Source organism: Bengtsoniella intestinalis (assembly GCF_039719005.1).
Classification (GTDB): Bacteria; Bacillota; Clostridia; order Oscillospirales; family Oscillospiraceae; genus Oscillibacter; species Oscillibacter intestinalis.
Window position 1 is genome coordinate 2,826,447 of sequence record NZ_CP133584.1, and the last position, 24,021, is coordinate 2,850,467.

At 51.1% G+C, this 24,021-nt stretch carries 22 protein-coding genes; 6 read left to right on the plus strand and 16 right to left on the minus strand.

Annotation, left to right across the window (positions count from 1 at the left end; all coding sequences use genetic code 11):
* Nucleotides 1-105: 105 nt before the first annotated feature.
* The 7 genes from RFF05_RS13465 to RFF05_RS13495 form a co-directional block, all read right to left on the minus strand.
* Nucleotides 106-1,578: a sulfatase-like hydrolase/transferase gene (locus RFF05_RS13465; RefSeq protein ID WP_409967575.1), complete on the minus strand. Its 1,473-nt coding sequence runs from the start codon at nt 1,576-1,578 to the stop codon at nt 106-108.
* Between the two features lies 1 nt (nt 1,579).
* Nucleotides 1,580-2,323 carry an ABC transporter ATP-binding protein gene (locus tag RFF05_RS13470; RefSeq protein ID WP_409967576.1) on the minus strand — a complete coding sequence of 248 codons (744 nt, stop codon included), beginning with the start codon at nt 2,321-2,323 and terminating at the stop codon, nt 1,580-1,582.
* Nucleotides 2,324-2,348: 25 nt separating this feature from the next.
* Nucleotides 2,349-3,107, minus strand: a complete 759-nt coding sequence (locus RFF05_RS13475) for an ABC transporter ATP-binding protein (RefSeq protein WP_409967577.1) — start codon at nt 3,105-3,107, stop codon at nt 2,349-2,351.
* Nucleotides 3,108-3,887, minus strand: a complete 780-nt coding sequence (locus RFF05_RS13480; protein ID WP_409967578.1) for an ABC transporter permease — start codon at nt 3,885-3,887, stop codon at nt 3,108-3,110.
* Complete coding sequence (locus RFF05_RS13485; RefSeq protein ID WP_409967579.1) at nt 3,884-4,669, minus strand: ABC transporter permease; 786 nt, start codon at nt 4,667-4,669, stop codon at nt 3,884-3,886. The genes RFF05_RS13480 and RFF05_RS13485 overlap by 4 nt, the downstream gene beginning before the upstream one ends.
* Nucleotides 4,670-4,757: 88 nt before the next feature.
* Entirely contained in the window at nt 4,758-5,807 is a 1,050-nt protein-coding gene (locus tag RFF05_RS13490) for an ABC transporter substrate-binding protein (protein ID WP_409967580.1), read from the minus strand.
* 72 nt (nt 5,808-5,879) lie between these two features.
* A complete protein-coding gene (locus tag RFF05_RS13495; RefSeq protein WP_409967581.1) occupies nt 5,880-6,881 on the minus strand; it encodes a LacI family DNA-binding transcriptional regulator in 1,002 nt (333 codons plus the stop codon).
* A gap of 447 nt (nt 6,882-7,328) precedes the next feature.
* Between RFF05_RS13495 and RFF05_RS13500 the strand changes: the two genes are divergently transcribed.
* Complete coding sequence (locus RFF05_RS13500) at nt 7,329-7,973, plus strand: DUF1638 domain-containing protein (RefSeq protein WP_409967582.1); 645 nt, start codon at nt 7,329-7,331, stop codon at nt 7,971-7,973.
* Between the two features lie 40 nt (nt 7,974-8,013).
* Here the strand turns inward: RFF05_RS13500 and RFF05_RS13505 are convergent, their stop codons facing one another.
* Nucleotides 8,014-9,282 (minus strand): helix-turn-helix domain-containing protein, encoded by a 1,269-nt coding sequence (locus tag RFF05_RS13505; RefSeq protein ID WP_409967583.1) that lies wholly within the window; start codon nt 9,280-9,282, stop codon nt 8,014-8,016.
* Between the two features lie 190 nt (nt 9,283-9,472).
* Between RFF05_RS13505 and RFF05_RS13510 the strand changes: the two genes are divergently transcribed.
* From RFF05_RS13510 to sdaAA, 5 genes are all read left to right on the plus strand, one after another.
* Entirely contained in the window at nt 9,473-10,117 is a 645-nt protein-coding gene (locus tag RFF05_RS13510; RefSeq protein ID WP_409967584.1) for a corrinoid protein, read from the plus strand.
* Nucleotides 10,118-10,153: 36 nt separating this feature from the next.
* Nucleotides 10,154-11,506, plus strand: coding sequence for a uroporphyrinogen decarboxylase family protein (locus RFF05_RS13515; protein WP_409967585.1), 1,353 nt, complete (start codon nt 10,154-10,156; stop codon nt 11,504-11,506).
* 250 nt (nt 11,507-11,756) lie between these two features.
* Complete coding sequence (locus RFF05_RS13520; RefSeq protein ID WP_409967586.1) at nt 11,757-12,683, plus strand: CobW family GTP-binding protein; 927 nt, start codon at nt 11,757-11,759, stop codon at nt 12,681-12,683.
* A 95-nt stretch (nt 12,684-12,778) separates the two neighbouring features.
* Complete coding sequence (gene sdaAB / locus RFF05_RS13525) at nt 12,779-13,444, plus strand: L-serine ammonia-lyase, iron-sulfur-dependent subunit beta (RefSeq protein ID WP_409967587.1); 666 nt, start codon at nt 12,779-12,781, stop codon at nt 13,442-13,444.
* 15 nt (nt 13,445-13,459) lie between these two features.
* Nucleotides 13,460-14,338 (plus strand): L-serine ammonia-lyase, iron-sulfur-dependent, subunit alpha, encoded by an 879-nt coding sequence (sdaAA, locus tag RFF05_RS13530; protein WP_409967588.1) that lies wholly within the window; start codon nt 13,460-13,462, stop codon nt 14,336-14,338.
* Between the two features lie 80 nt (nt 14,339-14,418).
* On the opposite strand, the gene ilvN is transcribed toward sdaAA, so the two are convergent.
* From ilvN to RFF05_RS13570, 8 genes are all read right to left on the minus strand, one after another.
* Entirely contained in the window at nt 14,419-14,904 is a 486-nt protein-coding gene (gene ilvN, locus RFF05_RS13535) for an acetolactate synthase small subunit (RefSeq protein WP_409967589.1), read from the minus strand.
* Between the two features lie 12 nt (nt 14,905-14,916).
* Entirely contained in the window at nt 14,917-16,545 is a 1,629-nt protein-coding gene (gene ilvB / locus RFF05_RS13540; protein ID WP_409967590.1) for a biosynthetic-type acetolactate synthase large subunit, read from the minus strand.
* A 268-nt stretch (nt 16,546-16,813) separates the two neighbouring features.
* Nucleotides 16,814-17,689, minus strand: a complete 876-nt coding sequence (gene aguB, locus RFF05_RS13545) for an N-carbamoylputrescine amidase (protein WP_409967591.1) — start codon at nt 17,687-17,689, stop codon at nt 16,814-16,816.
* Nucleotides 17,686-18,825 (minus strand): agmatine deiminase, encoded by a 1,140-nt coding sequence (gene aguA, locus RFF05_RS13550; protein ID WP_409967592.1) that lies wholly within the window; start codon nt 18,823-18,825, stop codon nt 17,686-17,688. Before aguA ends, aguB begins: the two co-directional genes overlap by 4 nt.
* 135 nt (nt 18,826-18,960) lie before the next feature.
* The gene (gene nspC, locus RFF05_RS13555; RefSeq protein ID WP_409967593.1) at nt 18,961-20,085 is read right to left on the minus strand and encodes a carboxynorspermidine decarboxylase; all 1,125 of its coding nucleotides are present in this window, start codon (nt 20,083-20,085) and stop codon (nt 18,961-18,963) included.
* Nucleotides 20,085-21,344, minus strand: coding sequence for a saccharopine dehydrogenase family protein (locus RFF05_RS13560; RefSeq protein WP_409967594.1), 1,260 nt, complete (start codon nt 21,342-21,344; stop codon nt 20,085-20,087). Before RFF05_RS13560 ends, nspC begins: the two co-directional genes overlap by 1 nt.
* Nucleotides 21,345-21,378: 34 nt before the next feature.
* Nucleotides 21,379-22,227: a polyamine aminopropyltransferase gene (gene speE / locus RFF05_RS13565; protein WP_409967595.1), complete on the minus strand. Its 849-nt coding sequence runs from the start codon at nt 22,225-22,227 to the stop codon at nt 21,379-21,381.
* Between the two features lie 231 nt (nt 22,228-22,458).
* On the minus strand, nt 22,459-23,907 hold the full coding sequence (locus RFF05_RS13570) for an aminotransferase class I/II-fold pyridoxal phosphate-dependent enzyme (RefSeq protein WP_409967596.1): 1,449 nt from the start codon (nt 23,905-23,907) through the stop codon (nt 22,459-22,461).
* Nucleotides 23,908-24,021 lie beyond the last annotated feature (114 nt).

Below are 24,021 nucleotides of genomic sequence, written 5' to 3' on the forward strand. Positions count from 1 at the left end.
TACTCCTTATGTAGTGTTCCAGTGGGTGCGCTCCATTGTCAAAGCGGTGAGAAAAAGCGTCCACCAACGGGGCTTGTGCCAGTTGGTGGACGCTTTTTAAGCGTGTCAATCTTCCAGCACAATACCGGGGCCGTAGGGCGCCAACGCCACCATAATATAGTCGCAGGTGCAGTTATCGCCAGTGTCTCGGGCGAAGGTCCACATCTTTTTGCACAGGGTGCGGACAACGCTGTTATAGTTGTCATTTGGCAGGAGATTATGCAGTTCTTGAGGGTCAGCTTCTAAGTCGTATAGTTCATCAAAGTCGAAGGAATTGTACACATATTTCCACTTTTTATCCCACACTGCCCGTTGAATGCCATAGATTTCGTTGCCGTTTGTTTGGGTATAGCTTTCGGTGCGGACAGGGGTTGCATCCCCTTGCAAGGCTGGCACCAAAGACTTGCCTACAGTGATTTCCTTGGGAACATCAGCCCCAGCCAGTTCCAAAATGGTAGGCGCAAAGTCGGCGATGGAGGTCAAACCGTCCCATTGCACCCCTTGGGCGAACATAGGCCCACGGACGATGGCAGGAATGTTGTAGGCTTCTTTGAAGCAGGGCAACCCTTTCGCCCACAGGCCGTGAGCCCCCACGTAATCGCCGTGGTCGCTGAGGTACATGACCACCGTATTATCTGCCATGCCACTTTTTTCCACGCTGTCTAGCACTTTCCCAAAGAGGGCATCTTCGTAAGACACAAAGGCCAAATACCGTCGAATGCTTTCCTTGTGCTCCGCTTCTGTCAAGCGGAATTGTTGCTTGGTACGGCGATAAAGGGCAGGTTTGTCTGCCATATCATCGTAAAAAGTTTCGGGTAGTTGGATGTCGTCAATGTGGTACAAATCCAAAAATTCTTGGGGCACACAGTAAGGGTCGTGGGGGCCAGTGGTGCCCACATACATGAACAGGGGCTTGTCACTGTCATAACCTCCGATGGCTTGGCAGGTCAAGTCCACCGTGTCCGAGTCGCCAAAGGGGTTTTCGTCCACGCCAAACTGGTGATATTGGGGATAGCCTTCACGGACAATCTGCCCAAAAGTACGGGTTTTGGCGGTTTCTGCCGTGTCCATAGGACGTTTTCCATCTTTGATGTACAGCTTTTCCCAGTCGTTGAAGGTGGGGCGATTGCAGGGTTTTAGTCGCCCATAATTGGACACATACTCACGGAGCACGGTGTCAAATCCACGGTCTAGCGGCCCTTCATAGGCGCTGACGTGCCATTTACCAGCAAATACATTGTGATAACCAGCGGTTTTCAGCACTTCTGGGAACATCGTTACCCCGTCATACACCCCACGGGAGAGGGTATTGTCCACCTCCACATTGTTCCACACCCCGTGTTGGGTGGGGTACAATCCTGTGAAAAAGGTGGCTCTGGCAGGGCAACAATGGGGGGCGCAGGTGTAGCAGTCGGTAAAGTGGGTAGATTGTTGCAAAAACTTATCAATGTTAGGAGTTTTGGCTGGATTATCCACATGAACAGTTTTGGCATTTTGCTGGTCAGTCATAAACACAATGATGTTTGGTTGTTTCCCCATATTACCACCACTTAATCAGGTCGGTCACTTCGTTGCGGATGTCCACAAAGTCTTTGGTGGTCACGTCACGGGGGCGTTCCAGCTCACAGGGCAGGATGTGCTTGACTTTGGTGGGCTTGTTGGTCAGCACCATAATTCGTTCGCCAAGATACACGGCTTCTTCCACGTTGTGGGTGATGAAAATGATGGTGGTGCCAGTTTTCTTCCACAGTGCCACCAGTTCATCTTCTAGCTTGAAGCGCAAATCGATGTCCAGTTGTCCGTAGGGTTCGTCCATCAACAACAGCTCAGGATAGGTGGCGAAGGCACGGGCGATGACCACGCGTTGAATCATAGAAACGGACAATTGGCGGGGATAATAGTCTTTAAATTTGGTCAAACCCACGATTTCTAGCATTTCTGCCACACGTTCGTCTGCCAATTTTTTATCCACTTTTTTAATATCCAACCCAAAGCGGACGTTTTGTTCCACGGTGAGCCACTCCATGGTGGAGGTTTCTTGCAGGATGTAGGAGATGTTGTTTTTCTTGCAGTCGATGGGGTTGCCATCCACCAAAATTTCACCAGCGGTGATGTCAAAAAGTTTGGTCAAGCAGTTTAAAAAGGTGGTTTTGCCACAGCCAGTGGGGCCTACGATGCACAAAAACTCCCCTTCCTTCACGTCGAAGGAAATGTCGTCTAGCACCAGCAAATCGCCAAACCGCTTGGTTAAATTTTTTGCCTGTACTTTAATTTTATCTTCCATCAATGTTCTCCGTTCTTTGACGCACTCAACGTGCTCGGTTTGTCATGGCGCTGATTTCTTTACGCAGACGCAGGAACTCTTCGCTGACATAGTCACGAGGGCGAGGCAGGTCAATTTTAATGGCTTCCATCACCTTAGAAGGGCACTCGGTGACCACAATGATGCGGTCTGCCAGATACAAGGCTTCTTCGATGTTGTTGGTGACGAAAATAATGGTGCGTTTTTCTTGGTTGCGGATGCGGATGACCTCTTCTTGCATCAAATACCGTGTTTGGGCATCCAAGGCGCCAAAGGGTTCGTCCATCAGCATCACGTCAGGCTTGGCACAGTAGGCACGGGCAATGCCCACACGCTGTTTCATACCCCCAGAAATCTTCACAGGGAAGGCATCTTCAAAGCCTTGCAAACCCACCAAGTCCAAGTATTTTTGGGCTTCACGGTGCATTTCTTCTTTGTCAAAGCCACGGACTTTCATGCTGTATTCCACGTTGTCACGGACGGTGAGCCAAGGGAAGAGCAGGATGTTTTGGAACACCATGGCACGGTCAGGGCCAGCACTGGTCACCAGTTTATCCTTGATGTAAACTTCCCCAGAGGTGGCGGTTTCCAAGCCAGCGATGATGTTCATCAAGGTGGTTTTACCGCTTTGGCCTGGGCCAAAAATTACCACGAATTCGTTTTCTTCAATTTCAAAGTTGATGTTTTGCAAGACTTCGTTGGAAGATTTGCTTTTTTCATCCACAAAGGTTTTGCACACATTTTCTACACGGATGATACTACTCATTTACGCACCTCGAATATTCCATGCGCACAGCTTTGCTTCAGCCCAACGCATAACCAGTGCCAAAACCAAGCCCATCACACCAATGATGATGATACCAGCGAAGATTTGCACCATGTTTACAGAGTTTTGACCCATCAAAATCAGCCAGCCAGCACCTTCTGAAGAGGCCACCATTTCAGCTGCCACCACAGACGCCCAAGCCGCAGACAAACCCACTTGCAAGCCGTTGAAAATTTGGGGCACTGCACTGGGGAACACCACTTTGAAGAAGATTTGCTTTTCACTGGTGCCCAACATCCGTGCCACACCGATGTAATCTTGGTTCACGTCGGCCACGCCATCGATGGCGTTGGTCATGATGATGAGCATAGCGGCGATGAAAATGATGAAGTATTTGGATTCTTCCCCAATGCCAAACCACATGATGGCCAAGGGAATCCAAGAGATGGAGGGGATGGATTTTAACAACAGATAGAAGGGTTTGATGATGGCTTCGCCAACTTTAAACCAACCCACCAAGAACCCCAAGGTGATGCCCACCACGCAGGCCAGCAGATAGCCCACCATGACACGGGACATACTATATAATATGTTCACGCCAATGGTGTACTTACCGATGGGTTCTACAAAGCTGACGAAAATGTAGGAAAATACGTCCAATGGATTGGGCATCAGCTTGCCCAAGGTCTCTTGTTGAGAGGCAATGAACCACACAACCAAAATGAACAGAATGCCCACGGAACCCCAGAAAATCTGGGCTAAGTTAATCTTTTTCTTCATTTCGTTCTACCTCTCACAAAGATACGTTCCACAGCTTCTAGCAACAGGGTCAGCCCTGCGCCCAGCAAGCCGATGGTCAGCATACCAACCAGCACCAAGTCTGCACGACCGAAGTTACGTGCCACTTGAATCATGTAGCCCAAGCCACTGCGTGCAGCCAAGAGCTCTGCGGCGATGATGCCCAGCCATGCCATGGACAGGGAAACTTTCAGGCCAGTGAAAATATAGGGCAGTGCCGATGGCAAGGCCACACGGCGGAGGATTTCCATACGGCTGGCACCGAAGATTTGTGCCACCCAGATTTGCACTTCGTCGGTTTGCTTGATGCCAGAGTACACATTGACCACGGTGCCAGCAAACACGTTGATGAAGATGATGGCAGCCTTGGCAGGCAGGTCAATGCCCAGCCAAACGGTAATCACAGGAATCCAAGCGATGCCAGGGATGGTACGGACAAAGTCGAACAGGGGGCGCACCAGATAATCCACAGCCTTGTACCAAGCCATGAAAATACCAGTGGGGATCCCCACCACAATGCCGATGAAATACCCTGTCAGCACCACCACCAAGCTGGAGTAGATGTGGGTGCCCAGTGTGCCACCATCGGGCACGGTGCTGGTCAACTTGGTGACAAAGGACTTGGCCACGGTGATGGGACTTGGCAACATGGTGGTGCGGAACACCCCAAACACGTCGCACATCATCCACCAAAGGATGAGAAAGACGATCACTGAAATCACTGAAATGCAGTGATATTTATGGTTTTCGTATAATTTTTTCATAATTCTCCCACGTCAGGTTATGAAAAAGGAGGACAACTGTTTGTCCCCCGTTTTCATAAGTCATTTACAGTCGTTGCAGGGCAGAGTCTTAGCCCATTTGTTCCATGGCTTGTTCTGCCAAGCTGGTATCAATGTTTTCTTTCAGAGCGTCCAGAACGGTTTCTTCCATGGTGCCAGAGGACACGTAGCATTCAATCAAACCAGTCATCCACAGACCCACTTCACGGTCATAGAAGTTAGAGGGGTCGGTGTAAGCAGAGATTTCGATTTCTTGACGGACGGTGGATTCATCCACAGTACGGCCGTTTTCGGTGTAGAATTTCATAGCCATTTCATATTCGTATTCTTCGTCAGCGTTGAGCAGTTCGCAAGCTTCGTACCAAGCCATCATGAAGTTGACAATGTCGTCTTGATTGCTTTCGTAGAAGTCTTCGCCCACCAGCATGGCATCTTGTTGGGAAATGCCTTGCTTTTTCAAGCCACCAACGGGGGTGTATTCGTCTTCAGCAGCCAATTGCAAGCAAGCGGTGGGGTCACCGAAGCAAGCCAAATCGCCTTCGCCAGAGATGAATGCGTTGGCAATGGTAGCGGTTTCCATGTGAACGATGTCCACGTCAGCAATGTCTAAGCCCATCTTTTGGATGTAGTCCAGAGCCATGTAGTGAGAGATGTTACCCACGGTGCACAAAATGGTCAAGCCTTCCACAGATGCAGCGTCGCCCAGCACTTCGGGATAGCCATCCACGTTGGCGCCAGCGGCGATGACGGGAGAGTCAGAGCGAGCCAAGATGTAGGTGCCGTCCATTTCGGATTGCACATCAGCAATCAACTTTGCGTTGTAGTTGGGGATGGCGCTCATGCCGCCTGCGCCGATTTGACCGATGTCCCATTCGCCAGCGCCCAGTGCTTCAGCCATGGGGCCGCCAGATGCGAACATCACGGTTTCCATTTCAAAGCCATACTTTTCGTCTAAGCCGTTGTCTTGGATGACTTGCAGGGGCACAGAAGCGTAGTAAGGCATAAAGCCCACACGCACAACACCGGCTTCGGTGCTGCTAGAGCTGCTACAGCCGGAGAGGGTGCCCAGTGCCAGAGTGAAGGCCATTGCCAGAGTTGCCAATTTTGCTAACTTTTTCATAATACAATATCCTTTCAAATTTTGAATCTCTTTTCTATTTTGTATCTCACCGTGGTGAGAAAAACAACGTTTTTACTGGGGGACTTGGGTGGATTCTCGGGGGATGAAGAGGGGGTCAATCACGCCACCGTTCACGTCTTTGCCTTGGCATTTTTCAAGCAACAAACCAACGGTTTCACGGCTGATGTTCAGGGTGCCAAGGTCGATGGTGGTGAGCCGTGGGGTTGACATTTGCCCGTACACCGTGTTATCAAAACCAGTGACAATCACGTCTTCAGGCACTCGTAAGCCGTTGTCAGTGATGGCACGAATCACGCCCAGCGCCGTTGCATCGTTGGTGCAGATAAAGGCATCTGGCAGGTCGCTTTGAGTGAAAATTTTAGCTTGTACTGCATCGTAAGCGGCTTGGGTGTGGGTGGCGTGCTCCACGAACCAGTTGGGGTTTAAGGCAATGCCTTTTTCTTGGCAGTGGGCAAACAGCGCCTTGGTTTTCCCGTCGTAGCGAGCAGAATCTTGCATCCCACTAGAGGCCACATAGGCGATGCGGCGCTTGCCTTGTTCCAACACATGGTCAACCAGAGCACCCATGGCCTTGTCGTAATCGATGGTGATTTGGGTGACGCTGGGGTCAAGCCCTTGGCGTTGGCGGTCAGCCAAAATCACCACAGGAATGTTCATCTGGGCGATTTTGTTGATGGTGGCGGTGCGGATGATGGTGGTGGAAATAAACACACCACTGACCATGTAACTGCACATTTTCAAGATGTAGTCCTCGTCGTCCACCACGTTGCAAAACATGGTCATGTAGCCCATTTTGTAGGCCTCGCTAGAGGCACCGTAGGCCACCTCGGCATGGAAGGGGTTACGAATTTCGTTGCAGATGAACACCAACTGTTTGCTGTCGTTGGTTTTCAAACTTTTCGCCAGCAGATTGGGTCGGTAGTTCAGCTTTTTAATGGCGGCGGCAATCTTTTCGCGCTTTTCTTGGCTGAGATAGCCGTTGTTGTTGATGAAGTACGATACAGCAGCGGTGGAAACACCAGCTTCCAATGCGACTTCTTTCCGTGTAGCCATAGATGATTCCCTCCTTCGATATCTACTCGAGTAGATATCGTGTAAAAAGAAACAACAAGTAGTTGCATGAGAAAATTTTATGCAACTTGCACAGCAGAGTTCGAAAACTCGTTTGCTACTTGTGTATGTTCCCTTGATGTATTTGCATCATAGCACAGGACTCTACTCGTGTAAACACCTTTTTTGGGTTTTTCTTCCACTTCTCTGTTGTGAACAAAAGCAAAAGCTAGATTTTGGCAGATTTAACCAACTGTGGGCGCCTGATATTGATGAGACTACGGGATGGGGCGTGAAGTGGGGTGCATCTATCGCCTTCCAGTGTTGCGGGTTTTAGCGCATAAAGCATAGCCTGAGGGTATCGTCAAAGGGAGGATTTCTTTTGGTTTACAGGGGTGACATTCCGTGCTATACTGAACAAAAATCAGCCGATGCCAAAGGAGGATACCCATGACCCATTTGATTGCTTGTTCGATGCTAGAGCGAGAATTAATCCCCTATTTGCCACCAGATGTATCGGTGACATGGATAGAGCGTGGCCTCCATGAACGACCAACCCAGTTGTGCCAAGTCTTGCAAGAAACCTTGGACGCACTGCCACCAGAGGTGGACACAGTGCTATTGGCCTATGGATTTTGTGGCGGCGCCATGGAAGGGATTTCTTGCCCCAGTGCCACCTTGGTGTTACCCTTATTTGACGATTGCATTGGGATGCTGTTGCAAGGGGAGCGAAAAACGCGATCCATGTATTTCACCGCTAGTTGGCTTGAAGATGCACAGTTCATCGGCAATGCCTATGACCGTGCGGTGGACGATTATGGGCAAGAGATGGCAGATGAAATCTATCAAACCATGGTGGGGGCATATCAGTCTGTGGTGTTGCTAGACACCCAGTGTTTTGATGTAGAATCCGCCAGCCAAACCATGGGTGTCTGTGCTGAAAAGTTGGGCCTAGCCTTGGAGCGCGTCACTGGCACCACCCATCGCTTGCAAGACTTGCTGCAAGGTGGCAACACGCCAGAGTTTTGGCAGTTAAAACCCAATGAACGCTTCACCTTAATAGAATTTTTAGAGCGTAAGAGAATGCAATCATGATGGAAAGAGGGTGTATCAAACTTTTGATACACCCCCTTTTTTATTGGCTGGTCATATGCCGTTTGCGGTATTGCAAAGGCGATTGGCCTGTGATTTTTTTAAACACTTTGGTGAAGTAACTTTGGTCTTCAAACCCCACTGCTAAGGCCACTTCAGATAGCTTGGCATCCCCTTTGCGCAACAGCGATTTGCTCTGCTCTACACGGACTTGGTTGATGTAGGTGGTGAACGGTGTGTGCAGTTCCTCTTTGAACATTTTGCTGAAATAGGTGGGGGAGAGATACACCGTGGCGGCCACGCTTTCCAGCGTGATTTTTTCGCTGTAATTGGTGTGAATATAGCGCACAGCTTGGGGGATGACGTTCAAATTGTTCACGTCTAAATAGGTGAATACATTGTCGATGAATTTGTTGGTGATTTTGGAAAGCCAGAGGCAAAGCGCGTCCATAGTATCAAGTTGGGGGATGACTTGGATGTAGTTGTGGGTCAAAAGGAGGCACTTGTTCTGGTCGGCACCGCTTTTGATGGCGGCGCGGGAGATGAGAATCAGTAATTCATAGACCCGAGATTTGGCCACTAGCAAATCACCCCCACTGGAAAATAAAATATAGCCCAACAGCTCATTCAAATACCCTTGCACGGCCTTTTTATCGGCAATGGAGACGCTCTCTAGCAGTTTGTTTTCCACGTCGAAGGGGTAGCCAGTTTCGCCGTTGCTGTGCTTATAATCGGTGATGTAGGTGAACACTTGGCTGGACAAATCCGCCATTTCTTGGTCTTCAATCTGCTTGTGAAAGTCTGTGGCACTGTTTAAAAAGCTCACCGCCATAAATAGCAATGTGGATAAGTGCTGCACCTTTTTGGGGTCAATCTCTTGGATTTTGGTTAGTTTTTGTAAAATCTTGTGGGTGTCTTCGTCACCAAGCCCTAAACGTCCCCGTAAATCCAGTTCTTCGTAGTCAGATGGCTCCACCATTAAAAATGGCCCTACGGTGATTTTGGCACGGCTCACCGTGTCATCAATGATGGGGGAGACGAAATAAGTTAGTCCCGAATAGCCAGTGTATACATATTTCCCACCAAAACGATTGTGGGCATCTTGGGTGGCCAGACGGTGAAAATCGCTACAATCGCTCTTATTTCTCCCCAATATCTCACAAATATTGCAGGAATTACAACCATATCCCAACTCTAACAAAATTTCCCCTGTCTGGCTAGACACGGTGCAGGGCAAGCCCGTGGAATGATGGAAGGCTTTGGCGCAATCAAAAATCATAGGGTTGTCAACGGGATTTTTATAATGAAACATGGGCGCTCCTCCTGCATAAAATTTGGTTTTTGTATTATTATTTGATTTTTGGTAAAAAAATGTGCATATCTTTTCTGATGACAATATTTTACCAAAAATGCTGTGTTTTTACAAGCCTAAATTTGGAAATCAATTTACAATGTGTCCATAATCATTAAAAAACAATTTAATTTTATGGAGGAAAGAGAATATGAGCGCATTATTACAAGAAATTTCTGCAAAACTGCAAATCGGCAAGGCAAAAGACGTGAAGGTGTTGGTGCAACAAGCCATCGACGAAGGGATGGCACCCCAAACCATTTTGGACGAAGGTTTGCTCTCTGGCATGGATGTCATCGGTGAAAAGTTCAAAAACAACGAAGTGTTTGTGCCCGAAGTGTTGGTGGCCGCTCGCGCCATGAATATGGGTGCTTCTTTGCTGAAACCTTTGCTGAAAGAAGAAGGCGCTACCACCAAGGGCAAGGTCTGCATCGGCACTGTGAAAGGCGACTTGCATGACATCGGCAAAAACTTGGTGAAGATGATGATGGAAGGCAAGGGCTTGGAAGTCATCGACGCTGGCACCGATGTGCCCCCTGAAAAGTTTGTGGAACTGGCCATCAACGAAGGCTGTGATATCATCGCTTGCTCTGCCCTGTTGACCACCACCATGGACGTGATGAAAGACGTGGTTGCCGCTGTTGAAAACGCTGGCATCCGCGACAAGGTGAAGATTATGATCGGTGGCGCACCTGTGACCCAAAAGTTCTGCGACCAAATCGGCGCTGACTTCTTCACCACCGATGCTGCCTCTGCCTCTGAAAAGGCTGCTGAAATCTGTGCAGAAGTCGCTTAATCCAAACCTTTAAAATCGCCGAAAAGGAGACTCCCAATGTCTAAGGAATTATTGTTTAAAACCCTCCGTGGTGAGGAAACGGAACGTGCGCCTTGGGTGCCATTTTCTGGTGTTCACTCTGGGGCTTTGATTGGTGCCGACGCCACCCAAGTCCTCACTGACGAAGATGTTCTGGTGAAATCCTTGCTGGAAGTCAATAAATTGTATAAGCCAGACGGTCAACCTGTGGTGTTTGATTTGCAACTAGAAGCTGAAATCTTGGGCTGTGATTTGGTGTGGGCGAAAGACGGCCCTCCCTCTGTGGCCAGCCACCCTTTGGCAGAGACAATGTCTGTGCCTTGCGATTGCAAAATCCCAACGGAAGAAAGTGGCCGTATGCCTTTGGTGCTGTCCGCTATGCGCCGCATGAAGGCAGAAGTGGGTGACACCACCGCACTGTATGGTCTGATTACAGGCCCCTTCACCTTGGCTTCTCACCTCCGTGGCAACGATATTTTCATGGATATGTACGACGATGAAGATTACGTCCACGACCTGTTGGCCTTCTGCGTGAAGGTTGCCAACAAAATGTCTGACATGATGATTGAAGCTGGCATGGATATCATCGCCGTGGTTGACCCGCTGGTGTCTCAAATTTCTGCGGCACACTTTGAAGAGTTTTTCCATGGCTCCTTTGCCGCAGTGTTTGAGAATATCAACGCAAAGGCCTATTCCTCTTTCTTCGTCTGTGGCGATGCCACCCGCAACATCGAAGTGATGTGCAAAACCAAACCCCACTCCATCTCCGTGGATGAAAACGTGGACATTGTGGCGGCAAAGGCCATCACCGACCAATATAATGTGGTCATTGGCGGCAACATTCCCCTGACCACCGTCATGCTCCACGGCACCCAACAAGACAACATGAAGTGCGTGGTGGACATGATTGGCCGTGTGGATAGCAAGAAGTTGTTCATCGTGGCACCCGGTTGCGATATGCCTTACGCTGTTCCTGTTGAAAATACCATTGCCGTGGCACAGGCCGTTTTGGACACAGAAAACGTGGCAAAAATGGTAGAGAACTACGAAAGTGCAACCTTTGACGTGGATGCCGTTGTCCTGCCAGAGTATGATAAGCTGACCAAACCCTTCGTAGAAGTCTTCACCTTAGACTCCCTCACCTGCGCCGCTTGCACCTATATGAAGGGTGCCGCCGACGTGGCCAAGGAAACCTATGGAGACAAGATTGACATGGTGGAATACAAGTTCACCGAAAAGGAAAACATTGCCCGTTGCATCAAAATGGAAGTGAAAAACCTGCCTTCCATCTACATCAACGGCCAACTGAAATTCGCTTCCATTATCCCTAGTAAGGAAGAACTGGAAGCCGCCATCAACGCAGTGCTGTAAAAAAATCCCAATTGTAGATAACGGGGCCTATAGGGTGCTTGTAGGGGAGGGGTTCCATCCCCTCCCGCTTGATACGGTACCAGTGTATTCAGACGAGGGGCGGGGATGGAACCCCTCCCCTACGTTAGGTGTGCGTGTTTGGGTCTCATTAAGTATAGTTGGGATTAAAAAAACTAATAGTGTCTTAAATTCGTAACAAAACGTAGGGAATGGTCAAGACCATTCCCTACAAATATTTGCATCTTAGATTGTGGGGAACTACATGGAACTCTATCTCATCACCGGCTTTTTAGGGGCTGGGAAAACCACTTTTTTGAAGCAGTTTATCCGCCTGTTTCAAGGCAAACGCATCCATTTGGTCATCAACGAGTTTGGCAAAGAGGGCGTGGACGGGGACTTGGTGCGAGAGATTGGGGCGGTGCTCAGTGAGATTAACAATGGCTCCATTTTCTGTGCCTGTAAAATCGATAAATTTGAAGAAGAACTGCAATCCATTGTCACCCAAACCCCAGATGTGATTTTGGTGGAGGCCTCTGGATTGGCTGACCCCACCAACATCCGCAAGGTGCTAGACACTCCAGCGTTTTCCGCCATCGATTACCGTGGCAGTGTGTGTCTGGTGGACAGTGTGCGGTTTTCCAAAGTGGTGACCACCGCCCGTGTGGTGGCAAAGCAGGTGAAGGTGTCCACCTTGGCACTGGTGAACAAAACCGACTTGGCAACAGCGCAACAGCTTGCCCAAGTGGAGGAAGAACTCCGTGGCATTAACCCACTGATTCATCTGCAACAAACCACCTTTGGGGTGATGGAACCGGCGTGGCTAGACTTGCTATCCCCCGATATAGCCGTATCTGAAGAGGCCATCCATCAGGATATTACCTTGCAAAAAGCATCAATAACTCTGGCAGAATCCGTGGATTTACCAACTTTAAAAGGGATATTGACCATCCTTGGTGAGGGCACGTATCGGGTGAAAGGCTTTGTGCGCTTGGGCGGTCAACTCCATTTGGTGAATGCTGTGGGCAGTTACATCCGCATGGAGCCCTATGCAGGTGCCCACGGTCAGGTGAACACCTTGGTGGCACTGGCAGGGGCAGGGATGTCGCTGCGAAAAACGGCAAAAGAAGCCAAAAGTATGTATCCTGAGGCCATCACCGTCATTTCCCACGGCGGTTAATGGATGTATTGTTATCGTATTGTTCAAAACTTTTTGGTTGAATCTGTCCAAGGGCTATGCTAGAATAGGCGTATTATAGAAGAGGAGGTGCTTACATGGTCAACGCATTTGACATTGTTGGGCCTGTGATGATTGGGCCGTCTAGCTCCCACACCGCTGGTGCGGTGCGCATTGGACTATACGCACGCACTATTTTAGGACAGTCCCCCATCGCGGCTACCATCCATTTTTCTGGCTCCTTTGCCAAAACCTACCGTGGACACGGCACTGACATTGCCATCATTGCAGGTGTTTTGGGCATGAACACCGATGATGAACGGATTCCTGATAGCTTCACCATAGCCCAAGCCCAAGGGCTGGCGTTTACGTTTAAAACGGTGGACATTGAAAACGCACACCCCAACACGGTGGAGTTGTTTTTGGAAGGTGACGATGGCGCAACATTGCAATTGATGGGTTCATCTGTTGGTGGCGGCAATATTTTGCTCAATGAAATCAACCACACCCCTGTGTCCATCGATGGCACCTCTGATACCTTGATTATTCCACATAAAGATACCCCCGGCATGGTGGCTGTGGTGTCTAATTTGCTTGGGGTTTGTGGCATGAACATCAACAATATTTCCCTTCACCGCGAAGAAAAAGGCGGCACCGCTGTGATGACCATTGCCATTGATGGTCATTTTGACGCCACGGTGGAACGGATTATATTAAAGCAAGAGGATATTTTTGGCGTGTCCTATTTGAAAGCTTTGGCTTAGTAAGGGGGAAGGGCTATGCAATACACGTCTGTGCACGAATTGGTGCTGTTAGCGGAAAACACAGGGCTTTCCATGGGAGAATTGGTGCTCAAAGACCAGAGCAAACAAGGGGAAGTTGCGCCGCAAGTTCTCTTTGACAATATGAAAAAAGCCTTACAGGTGATGAAACAATCGGTGGAGACAGGCCTTGACCCAGATAAGCGCTCCATCAGCGGTTTGACGGGTGGGGATGCTTATAAAATGCACAAGGCAGTGTGTGAAGGGCGCAATATTTGCGGGTCTGTGTTTGGCAATGCCTTGACCAAAGCCCTTGCCACGTCTCAAACCAATGCCTGTATGGGTAAAATTGTAGCGGCCCCTACGGCAGGCAGTTGCGGTATTTTGCCAGCGGCTATTTTGACCATTGCGGAGGATCGCAAGTTAGACGACGATGCCTTGACCTATGCCTTGTTTAGTGCTTCCGCCATTGGGTTGGTGATTGCAAACTGCGCCAGTATCTCTGGGGCAGAAGGTGGCTGTCAAGCCGAATGTGGCGCTGCCAGCGCTATGGCTGGTGCGGCACTGGTGGAGCTGTGCGGTGGCACGCCCAAGCAGATGGAGCACGCTTGTGCCATTGCACTGAAAAATATTTTAGGCTTGGTGTGTGACCCAGTGGCAGGTCTGGTGGAAATCCCCTGCATCAAGCGCAACGCCGCTGGGGTGGCCAACGCATTGGTGGCGGCAGAGTTGGCGCTGGCTGGCATCGAAAGTGCCATTCCTGCCGATGAGGTGATTTGGGCCATGAATAAGGTGGGCAAAGCCATGTCCACGGCCTTCAAAGAAACGGCAGAAGGTGGCCTTGCCATCACCCCCACAGGGAAAAAACTATGCGCCCAAGTGTTTGGCGAGTCATAAAAAGTCAATTTCAGGATGTTAAACAGGGTACACGGTCATGACCGTGTACCCTGTTATTTTTATACATATTAATGTGGAAATTAAATTTTGCCGCTGCCTTTTTGTACGGCCACCAAGCCTGTGCGTGCTTCTTCCAAAATGGAGAAGGGGCGCAGAAGGTTTTCAAAGGTGACAATCCGCTCAGAGGTGTCAGACAGCTCTAAGGTGATGGTGGACGCAGAGATGTCGCAGATTTTCGCCTGCATAATCTCGGCGATGGTCAAAATGTCTTGGCGGGTTTTGGCGGTGGCGTTCACCTTTACCAAAATCAGTTCACGACCCACGGTAGACGCATCATCTAGGTTGCGGACTTTGATGACTTCCACAAGCTTGTTGAGCTGCTTTTCCACTTGCTCCACCACGCTGTTGCCGTTGTCTACAATGATGGTGATGCGAGAGGTTTCGGGGTTATCGGTGACGTTGACCGACAAGGATTCAATGTTAAAAGCACGGCGAGAAAACAATCCCGTGATGCGGTTGAGCACACCAGCACGGTTTTCTACCAGTACAGAAATGGTTTGTTTCATGTCTCAATCTCCTTAATCGGTTGTGGTTGCGTCTGGGTGGACATTTGCAATGAGCAGGTAGGGGCCTTTGTGGGAGAGCATGGTGTCAAAGGCGGCGTCCAAGTCTGCATCGTTGGTGACCACGGCACTGGGAATGCCATAGGCGGCGGCAATGGCTTGGAAATCAGGAGAGCCATCTAAATTCACACCGAACGCCCCAGAATAGGCTTTGTTTTGGATTTGATTCACCAGACCCAACACATTATTTTGCAACATGAAAATCTTCACATCCAAGTTGCCAGCCACCAAGGCAGACAGCTCGTTCATAGACATTTGGAAAGAGCCGTCACCGCAGATGGCAATGACTTGCCGTTCTGGCACAGCGATTTTCACGCCAACGGCGCAAGGCAGGGCGTAGCCCATGGTGCCCAGCCCACCAGAGGTGAGGAAGCGGCCGTGCTTGTGGGGGAAGTGCTTGCTGGCCCAGAGTTGGTTTTGTCCCACGTCCACGCAGGTGACGGCATTGTCGTCTAGCTTGCGCCCTAAAAGACGCATGGCGGCAGGGGGAGAGACATAGCCTTTGCGGACAACATAGTCGCGGCACAGTTCCTTGGTGCGCCGTTCTAACAGCTCAGCACGCCAATCGTCAGCGCAGTCAGCCACAGGTGCCAAGGCTGGGAATTGGGTCAAAATGGTTTTCAAATTGCCCACTACAGGAATGGCAACACGGACGTTTTTGCCGATTTCCGCAGGGTCAATGTCAATGTGGACAATGGTCATTCTCTCGTGCATGGTGTCGGGATTGGGGATGGCACGGTCAGCGGCACGACCGCCAATCATAATCAGCAAATCTGCATTGTGCACCGCATAGTTGGCGCAAGGGTTGCCGTGTGCACCCAGCATCCCCATGTTCAAGGGGTGGCCTGTGGGCAATAGGGTTTGCGCCATCATGCTGGTGACCACTGGCAATTTTGCCTCGGTGACAAAGTCCACCAATTCTTGCCGTGCGTCTGCCAAAAACACACCGCCACCAGCAAACATCACAGGGCGCTTGGCACTGGCAATGGCGTTTGCCACACGGTGCAGTTGCAAGTCGTTGCCCTTGTCGCTGGGCTTGTAGCCACGCAGGTTGATTTTTTCGGGATAGACATAGTCTCCGTCAAGTTCTTGCTCTTGAATGTCGGTGGGCACGTCGATTAAGATGGGGCCAGGACGACCTGTGGAGGCCAGATGGAAGGCCTCTTTGATGATACGGGGAATGTCGTTGGCATCTTTGACCAGATAGCTGTGTTTGATGAAAGGTGCCACAGCGCCAGTGATGTCCACCTCTTGGAAAATATCACGACCCAGCAGGTAAGAAGGCACCTGCCCCGTGATGGCCACCATGGGGATGGAGTCCAAATAGGCAGTGGCAATGCCTGTAATTAAATTGGTGGCACCGGGGCCAGAGGTGACCATACAAACCCCGACTTTACCGCTCATGCGGCTGTAGCCAGAGGCCATGTGGCCAGCGTTTTGTTCGGTGCGTACTAGGGTATAGTCAATGCCGTCTGTTTGGCGCAATGCGTCTACAATGCTACAAATGGTAGCCCCTGCATAGCCAAACAGGTTGGTCACGTTTTCTCGTTTTAAACTTTCAATCAGCGCCTGTGCACCGTTCATGGATATGTACCTCCAACTGCCTTCGATTATTGTGAATCAGCCAGACAAATATTGCTGGCCAGATTGGTTTTTTCATAATGTCCCAACATTGCATCTTGCTGAAAGAATGGAAATGTGGGATTGCTTCTTCTTTGCGACTTTATTGTACAACACGGTTAAAGAAAAAGCAAGAAAAACTAGCGTTTACAGGACGCTTCTTTCTGGGAGGGAAAGGAAATCCCCCGTGAGAGAACAGGCTGTTCTCTCACGGGGGTATGGGTGAGGCAAATTATTTTTCGCACAGCACTTGATAGCAAGGGGGACGGCGATCGCGGAAAATGCCCCAAGAAAGACGCTGGGTAGCCAGTTTTTCGCGGTCAAAGCTGGCGGTAAGAATGGCTTCGCCCTCTCGGCTGGCTTGGCTTACCACGGCGCCTGTTTCGTCGGTGATGAAGGAGGAACCGTAGAAGGTGAGGGCAGAGGCTTGACCGCCATTTTCGGTGCAAGGGGTCACGGATTCGGTGCCCACACGGTTGGCCGCCACCACAGGCATAAGATTGCAGGCGGCGTGACCCATCATGGCGCGTTGCCAGTGGGGCATGGAGTCGCAGGTCAAAATCGGCTCAGAGCCAATGGCGGTGGGATAGAGCAAAAACTCTGCTCCGTTCAAAGCCAACGCCCGTGCGGTTTCGGGGAACCATTGGTCCCAGCAAATGCCCACACCGATGCGTCCATGGCAGGTGTCCCACACGGTGAAGCCAGTGTCACCGGAGACGAAATAGAACTTTTCTTGGTAATAATGGTCGTCAGGGATGTGGGTTTTGCGATAGACCCCCATGACGGTGCCGTCGCCGTCAATCATGGCGATGGAGTTGAATAAACGGTTGCCATCACGCTCGTAAAAGCTGATGGGCAGGACAATGTTCAGCGCTTTTGCCACGGCTTGAAAATGGCGCACGGCAGGGTTTTCAGCCACAGGGGTGGCAAAAGCGTAGTGCTCATATTGCCGCTCTTGGCAGAAGTAAGGCCGCTCAAACAGCTCTGGGAGCAGGATGATGTTTGCCCCTTGTGATGCGGCTTGACGCACCAAGCGCTCAGCGGTGGCGATGTTTTCTTGGACTTCACTGGTCATGGCCATTTGAATGGCGGCTAGGGTGGTCATCATAGGCCTACGCCTCCTTTGGGAATTTGTTGGGTGATGCAGTGGATGTTGCCACCGCCTACCAAAATATCACGGGCGGCAATGGGGACGATTTTGTGGAGCGGGAAGAGGGGTTCTAACATCTGGCAAGCCACAGCGTCGTTCACGTCGCCGAATTGGGGCACCAGCACGCTGGTGTTGGTAATGTAGAAGTTGACGTAGCTGGCTGGCAGTCGTTCCCCAGCCACCAGTGGCAGTTCTCCCTCAGCAAAGGTGAACTGAGCAATTTCTGCTTCCGTCAGGGCGATGGGCTGTTTGGGGACGGGCAGTTTGTGAATGGTGAGGGGGCGGTTTGTGCTGTCGGTTTGGGTGGCAAGATAGTCGTAGCAAGCCTTCGATAAGGGGTATTGGGGGTCGGATTCATCGTCAGTCCAAGCCAATACCACGGTGGCAGGTGCCACAAAGGCGCAGATGTTGTCTACGTGCTCGGTGGTTTCATCATTGAAAATGCCACGGGGGAGCCATAGGATTTTCTCTGCCCCTAAATATTCTTGGAGCTGGGCGGTGATTTCAAGCTTCTCCATAGAGGGGTTGCGCCCTTGAGACAGCAAGCAGGAGGCGGTGACCATGACAGTCCCTTCGCCGTCGCTGTGGATGGCGCCGCCTTCTAGCACAAAGGGGTGGGCATCGTAACAGGGAATGCCCAAGTGATTGGCAAACCGACTTGCCAGCAAATCATCTTGGTCATAGTCCAAATACAGACCGTCAAAGTCGCCACCCCATGCGTTGAACTGCCAGTCGATACCACGGAGGGCACCGTCACCGTTCACAACGAAGGTGGGAGCGGTGTCCCGTGCCCAAGCGTCGTTGCTTTGAATGGGCAGGAGTTCAATGGGGTGTGGCGTGGCAGGCAGGGCGGCAATCTGGGCTTCCACGGTGGGTGCATCCTCTGGGTTTGCCAGCAAATACACCGTCTCGCCTTGGGCAATGGCGGTGGCAACGTTCAAAAAAGCACGTTGCCCAGCCACCCCACCGTCAGGCCATGAGCCTGCACGGACAGGCCAAATCATCACCGTACCTTGGTGGGCGCTAAATTCAGCAGGCATGAAAAAGCCATCGTTTTTGGGTGTTGTCATAGGGGTTGTCATGGGGGATGTCATACTGGTTGGGTCTCCTTTATGTAGGGGCGGATTCTATATCTGCCCGTAGATAGATTGCCTGCAAATCGGGCGGATATAGAATCCGCCCCTACCACACAATCAAAACCTTGGGTTTTACAATATCGGGGCATACTATTAAGACAATCGCTCTTTAAAATCGGCATAGCCAAAGGACTTGACAACTTGGCAGTCGCCACTTCTGTCCATCAAGGCGATGGATGGCAGGGGGATGCCGTTGAAGGTGTTGTTTTTCACCATGGAGTAAATCGCCATGTCTTGGAAGGTCAAGCGGTCACCGATGGCGATGGGATGGTCAAAGGAGTAGTCGCCAATGATGTCCCCAGCCAGACAGGTGAAGGAGGACAGCCGATAGGTATAGGCCTTTTCCCCAGCGTCTCCACTGTCTTTCAGCGGTGGACGGTAGGGCATTTCCAGCACGTCTGGCATATGGCAGGCGGCGGAGGTGTCCAGAATCAAGGTGGTGATGCCACCATTTTCCACAATGTCTAGCACGGTGGTGATGAGCATCCCAGCGTTCAGCGCCACCGCTTCTCCCGGCTCCAAATAGACTTGCACCCCATAGTTGTATTGCATATGGTCAATGCACTGCTCTAGCAAGGGAATGTCGTAATCATCACGGGTGATGTGGTGACCGCCCCCCATGTTCAGCCATTTGGCCTTGTGGAGATAGGGGGCAAAGTTTTGTTCCACAGCGTCCAAGGTGGTTTTCAAATCGTCAGCGTTTTGCTCACACAGGGTGTGGAAATGGAGGCCATCCACCCCGTCTAGTGCTTCAAGTGACAGCTTATCATGGGTCACACCCAATCGACTGCCCACAGCGCAGGGGTCGTAAATGGCGTGCTCTCCTTGGGTGGAGCATTGGGGGTTGATGCGCAAGCCTATGCTGGCGTAGTGACACTGTCCACGGTGGAGGGATAGTTGGGACAGGGAATTGAAGATGATGTGGTCGCAGATGGAGTCCAGTTGCGCCAAATCTTCTGCCTTATAAGCTGGGGCGAAGACGTGGGTTTCGCCCCCCATTTCCTCTGCACCCAAACGAGCTTCATAGAGCCCACTGGCAGTGGTGCCAGCCAAATACTTGCCCAGCATGGGATAGGTTTTGAACATGGAAAAGGCCTTTTGTGCCAGCAAAATCTTGCACCCTGTCCGCTGTTGAATCCCCTGCAACACCTTGCAGTTGTCCTCTAGCTTGCCAGCGTCCACCAGGTAGACAGGGGTGGGTAATTGGTTTTGGTGCATCAGTCCACCAGAGTGGGGTTTTCCACCACAGTCCAAGGCAGACCCCAAGCGTTCAGCCCTTCCATGAAGGGGTCGGGGTCGAATTGCTCGGTGGTGAACACGCCAGCGTCTTGCCAGCGACCGTCAGAGACCAACATGGCACCAATCATGGCAGGCACGCCAGTGGTGTAAGAAATGGCTTGAGAGCCCACTTCACGGTAGCACTCTTGGTGGTCGCATACATTATAAATATAGATAGAACGCTCTTTGCCGTCTTTGAGACCAGTGAAAATACAGCCGATGTTGGTCTTGCCCACGGTGCGAGGGCCAAGGGAAGCAGGGTCAGGGAGCAGTGCCTTGAGGAATTGGATGGGCACAATGGATTGACCCTCAAAGTCGATGGCTTCGGTGCCCAGCAGGCCTACGTTTTCAAGGCATTGCATATGGGTGAGGTAGCTTTGCCCAAAGGTCATGAAAAAGCGGATGCGCTTCACGTTGGGGATGTTTTTTGCCAGAGATTCGATTTCTTCATGGTGCAACAGGTACATGTCTTTGGTGCCCACTTGGTCAAAGTCGTAGGTGCGGTGGATGGCCATGGGATGGGTTTCCACCCATTTGCCATTTTCCCAGTAAGAGCCAGGGGCAGACACTTCTCGCAGGTTAATTTCAGGGTTAAAGTTGGTGGCAAAGGGGTAGCCGTGGTCACCGCCGTTGCAGTCTAAAATGTCGATGGTGTGGATTTCATCGAAGTAATGCTTTTGGGCATAAGCGGCGAACACACTGGTGACACCGGGGTCAAAGCCAGAGCCCAGCAAAGCGGTCAAGCCAGCTTCTTTGAACTTTTCTTGGTATGCCCATTGCCAAGAATAGTCGAACAAAGCGGTGAAGCCCAGCTCGGCGCAACGCTTGTCATAGGCGGCTTTGAAGGTGGGGTCTTGGGTGTCTTCTGCTTCGTAGTTGGCAGTGTCGATGTAGTGGACACCAGCGGCCAAGCAAGCGTCCATGATGGCCAAATCTTGGTAAGGCAGAGCCACGTTCAGCACAGCCACAGGGTTGTAGTCCTTAATCAGGGCGGTCAATGCAGGGACGTCCATGGCATCGATTTGGGCGGTGGTAATTTTGGTTTGGGTGGTGCCTTCCAGTGCAGATTTCAAGGCATCGCACTTAGACAGGGTACGGCTGGCGATGCACAGTTCGGTGAACACAGCGCTGTTTTGACAGCATTTGGTGATGGCAACCTGTGCCACGCCACCGCAGCCAATGACCAGTAATTTAGACATAGTAAAAGTCTCCTTTTTATTGGTTGTTGATATATTATTTTGCTTCTGCTTCTTTTAACAAATCTTCCACGTATTTGGGCAGCATGAACGCCCCACGGTGGAGGTTGGTGGTGTAGTACCACGTTTTGATGTTTCGCGCTTGCCACCGCTGGGGGTTGCAATCGGTGACAGGATGGTATTGCTTGGAGGCAAAGCCAAACATCCAATAGCCTGAGGGACAGGTGGGGATGTGGGCTTGGTAGACACGGCTGATGGGGAAGCTGTGGTACACCTTGCGGTGCATGGAACGGAAGGCGGTTTCGTCCTCGTCAAAGAAGGGACTGCCGTGTTGATACACCAAAATGCCGTCCTCACGCAGAGCACGGTAGCAACTGCCGTAAAACTCCTTGGTGAACAGCCCTGCCGTGTGCCCAAAGGGGTCGGTGGAGTCGGAGATGATTAAGTCATACTCCCCCTGCCGACCACGGAGATACCGCAGACCGTCACGGTGAATGAGCTGTACCCGTGGGTCGTCGAAAGACTGGGCGGTTTCAGGAAAATAGGTTTTGCAGGCCTCCACAAACACTTGGTCAGGCTCTACAATGTGGATTTCCTCAATGTCAGCATAGGCGGTCAGCTCTCTTGCCACACCGCCGTCACCGCCACCGATAATCAGCACTTTTTTCACATGGGGATGGACGGCCATGGGGACGTGCACCACCATTTCGTTGTAAATAAACTCGTCAGAACGGGAAAAAATCACATCCCCGTCCAAGACTAAGAGCCGCCCGTATTCGGGAGACTCGAAAATTTCAATGGTCTGGTACTCACTTTGCACCGTGTATAGCTGACGGCTGACCCGTAAGTTCACCTGACCGTTGGCTGTGTGTAGCCACATATCCATAAGGTTTCTCCTTTATAGTAGAACAAGACAAAAAGCAGTTCGTGCTTTTTGAAAATTTTTTCCCAATAGTAGATAATGGGGCTTGTGGGGTATTCGTAGGGGAGGGGTTCCATCCCCTCCCGCTTGACACGACACTGTTATCTTCTGACGACGGGCGGAGTTGGAATCCTGCCCCTACGTTAGGTATGAGCGTTTGGGTCTCATTAAGTACAATTGGGAGTTTATTTTAAGCTACTTTACAATCTGCAAGTACTCGGCACGGGGATGTGCCATGCCTTGGAGGGAACAGCCCTTGTCACGGGCAAATAAAATGTGATCCACCACCTCTTGACTTACCCGTTCACCGGGCGCCAGCAAGGGGATGCCGGGGGGATAGCACATGACAAATTCCCCTGCCACACCGCCCACTGCCTCTTGAATGGGGAGACTGATTTTTTCTGCATAGAAGGGCATTTGGGGGGAGTAGACCACCTGTGGCACCACAAAGTCAGCGTGGTACACCCCAGTTTGGGGCTTGCTGTAGAGCCGTTTGATGTCTTCCAAGGCACCCACCAGACGTTCAATGTCTTGGATGCGGTCACCGATGGAGATGTAGGCCAAAATATTGCCGATGTCCCCAAATTCGATTTGGATGTCGTACTCGTCACGGAGCAAATCATAGACTTCAATGCCTGTCAGCCCTGTGCCCATGGTGTAGACGCACAGCTTGGTCACGTCGAAATCGTGGACAGTTTTGCTGTCGATTAGCTCTTGACCATAGGCGTAAAATCCGCCGATGGAGTTGATTTCCTCACGGGCGTATTCCGCCATTTTCACCACCTTGGCAAAGGACTCTTTGCCACGCAAGGCCAGATTTCGCCGTGAAATGTCCAAACTGGATAGTAGCAAGTAAGAGGCACTGGTGGTCTGGGTCAAGTTGATGATGTTGCGCACGTGAGACGGGGACATACTTTCCCCAATGAGTAGCACCGAGCTTTGGGTCAGGCTACCGCCCGACTTGTGCATAGACACCGCCGCCATGTCTGCCCCTGCCGCCATGGCAGAGATGGGCAGTCCTTCGCCGAAGGAGAGATGGGTGCCGTGGGCTTCGTCCACCAACAGCTTCATGTTGTGGCTGTGGGCAAGGTGCACCAATGCTTTCAAGTCAGAGCAGATGCCGTAGTAGGTGGGGTGGTTGACGAAAATCGCCTTGGCATCGGGATGGGCGTCCACCGCATCCACCACCGCTTGGGTTTCCATGCCCAGCGCCACACCAATGTCTGGATGCAAGGCTGGGAGCACATAAATGGGGATGGCACCGCAGAGAATCAAGGCATTGATGACGCTTTTGTGGACGTTGCGAGGCAGGATGATTTTGTCTCCAGCCTTGCACACAGACAGTATCATGGACTGCACCGAACTGGTGGTGCCACCCACCATGTAAAAGGCATGGGCGGCACCAAAAGCCTCTGCGGCCAAAGCTTCTGCGTCACGGATGACAGACACAGGGTTACACAGATTATCCAAGGGTTTCATGGAGTTCACGTCTAGCCCCACGCATTGTTCGCCCAACAGCTTGGCCAGCTCTGGGTTGCCGCGACCACGCTTGTGACCGGGCACATCAAAGGGGACTACTCGGCGGCGGCGGAAGGCTTCTAGGGCTTCGTAAATAGGGGCGCGTTGTTGTCGTTCTAAGTTCATAGCGTCTCCTTAAACAGAAAAAAACGCACAGGTGATGTGAATCACCTGTGCGTGGTAGGTCAATGAGCCACGTCCCCTGTATGACAGGAAAGAACGCGGATATACATCAGAGCA

What these genes read in the sequence shown, in the direction of transcription:
- RFF05_RS13465 (WP_409967575.1), bottom strand. Translation starts at nt 1,578, where the DNA reads ATGGGGAAACAACCAAACATCATTGTGTTTATGACTGACCAGCAAAAT.
- RFF05_RS13470 (WP_409967576.1), bottom strand. Translation starts at nt 2,323, where the DNA reads ATGGAAGATAAAATTAAAGTACAGGCAAAAAATTTAACCAAGCGGTTT.
- RFF05_RS13475 (WP_409967577.1), bottom strand. Translation starts at nt 3,107, where the DNA reads ATGAGTAGTATCATCCGTGTAGAAAATGTGTGCAAAACCTTTGTGGAT.
- RFF05_RS13480 (WP_409967578.1), bottom strand. Translation starts at nt 3,887, where the DNA reads ATGAAGAAAAAGATTAACTTAGCCCAGATTTTCTGGGGTTCCGTGGGC.
- RFF05_RS13485 (WP_409967579.1), bottom strand. Translation starts at nt 4,669, where the DNA reads ATGAAAAAATTATACGAAAACCATAAATATCACTGCATTTCAGTGATT.
- RFF05_RS13490 (WP_409967580.1), bottom strand. Translation starts at nt 5,807, where the DNA reads ATGAAAAAGTTAGCAAAATTGGCAACTCTGGCAATGGCCTTCACTCTG.
- RFF05_RS13495 (WP_409967581.1), bottom strand. Translation starts at nt 6,881, where the DNA reads ATGGCTACACGGAAAGAAGTCGCATTGGAAGCTGGTGTTTCCACCGCT.
- RFF05_RS13500 (WP_409967582.1), top strand. Translation starts at nt 7,329, where the DNA reads ATGACCCATTTGATTGCTTGTTCGATGCTAGAGCGAGAATTAATCCCC.
- RFF05_RS13505 (WP_409967583.1), bottom strand. Translation starts at nt 9,282, where the DNA reads ATGTTTCATTATAAAAATCCCGTTGACAACCCTATGATTTTTGATTGC.
- RFF05_RS13510 (WP_409967584.1), top strand. Translation starts at nt 9,473, where the DNA reads ATGAGCGCATTATTACAAGAAATTTCTGCAAAACTGCAAATCGGCAAG.
- RFF05_RS13515 (WP_409967585.1), top strand. Translation starts at nt 10,154, where the DNA reads ATGTCTAAGGAATTATTGTTTAAAACCCTCCGTGGTGAGGAAACGGAA.
- sdaAB (WP_409967587.1), top strand. Translation starts at nt 12,779, where the DNA reads ATGGTCAACGCATTTGACATTGTTGGGCCTGTGATGATTGGGCCGTCT.
- sdaAA (WP_409967588.1), top strand. Translation starts at nt 13,460, where the DNA reads ATGCAATACACGTCTGTGCACGAATTGGTGCTGTTAGCGGAAAACACA.
- ilvN (WP_409967589.1), bottom strand. Translation starts at nt 14,904, where the DNA reads ATGAAACAAACCATTTCTGTACTGGTAGAAAACCGTGCTGGTGTGCTC.
- ilvB (WP_409967590.1), bottom strand. Translation starts at nt 16,545, where the DNA reads ATGAACGGTGCACAGGCGCTGATTGAAAGTTTAAAACGAGAAAACGTG.
- aguB (WP_409967591.1), bottom strand. Translation starts at nt 17,689, where the DNA reads ATGATGACCACCCTAGCCGCCATTCAAATGGCCATGACCAGTGAAGTC.
- aguA (WP_409967592.1), bottom strand. Translation starts at nt 18,825, where the DNA reads ATGACATCCCCCATGACAACCCCTATGACAACACCCAAAAACGATGGC.
- nspC (WP_409967593.1), bottom strand. Translation starts at nt 20,085, where the DNA reads ATGCACCAAAACCAATTACCCACCCCTGTCTACCTGGTGGACGCTGGC.
- RFF05_RS13560 (WP_409967594.1), bottom strand. Translation starts at nt 21,344, where the DNA reads ATGTCTAAATTACTGGTCATTGGCTGCGGTGGCGTGGCACAGGTTGCC.
- speE (WP_409967595.1), bottom strand. Translation starts at nt 22,227, where the DNA reads ATGGATATGTGGCTACACACAGCCAACGGTCAGGTGAACTTACGGGTC.
- RFF05_RS13570 (WP_409967596.1), bottom strand. Translation starts at nt 23,907, where the DNA reads ATGAACTTAGAACGACAACAACGCGCCCCTATTTACGAAGCCCTAGAA.